The sequence below is a fragment of the Photorhabdus sp. RM71S genome (assembly GCF_042879355.1).
Lineage (GTDB): Bacteria > Pseudomonadota > Gammaproteobacteria > Enterobacterales > Enterobacteriaceae > Photorhabdus > Photorhabdus kayaii.
The window spans coordinates 1-274 of sequence record NZ_JBHFKV010000266.1 but is presented as its reverse complement, the minus strand read 5'-3'; the positions used below and the strand labels follow the sequence as shown (position 1 = coordinate 274).

Genomic DNA, 274 nt, shown 5'->3' with positions numbered 1-274 from the left:
CGTGGTGGAGCAACAGGGGCGACAGCTCTTTAAACGCGGCAAAGATTACGTGCTGCTGTGCCCGTTCCATCAGGAGAAAACCCCGTCAATGGTTATCTCACCGGCAAAAAATCTTTATCACTGTTTTGGCTGCGATGCCGGCGGCTCAGTGCTGGACTGGGTAATGAAAACCAAAGGCTTAAGTCTGCGCCGGGCCGTGGAACAGTTGCGCGGGATACTGGGAGATAACCCCTCGGTGGTGCCGCTGGTGCAACCGGATGAACCCGCCATGCTG

1 protein-coding gene is annotated in these 274 nt (G+C 56.6%); it reads left to right on the top strand.

The features are described 5' to 3' along the window. Position 1 precedes the first annotated feature (1 nt). Positions 2-274 (top strand): CHC2 zinc finger domain-containing protein (locus tag ACGF5R_RS24835; RefSeq protein ID WP_387693314.1); only part of this gene is annotated, 273 nt, incomplete at its 3' end.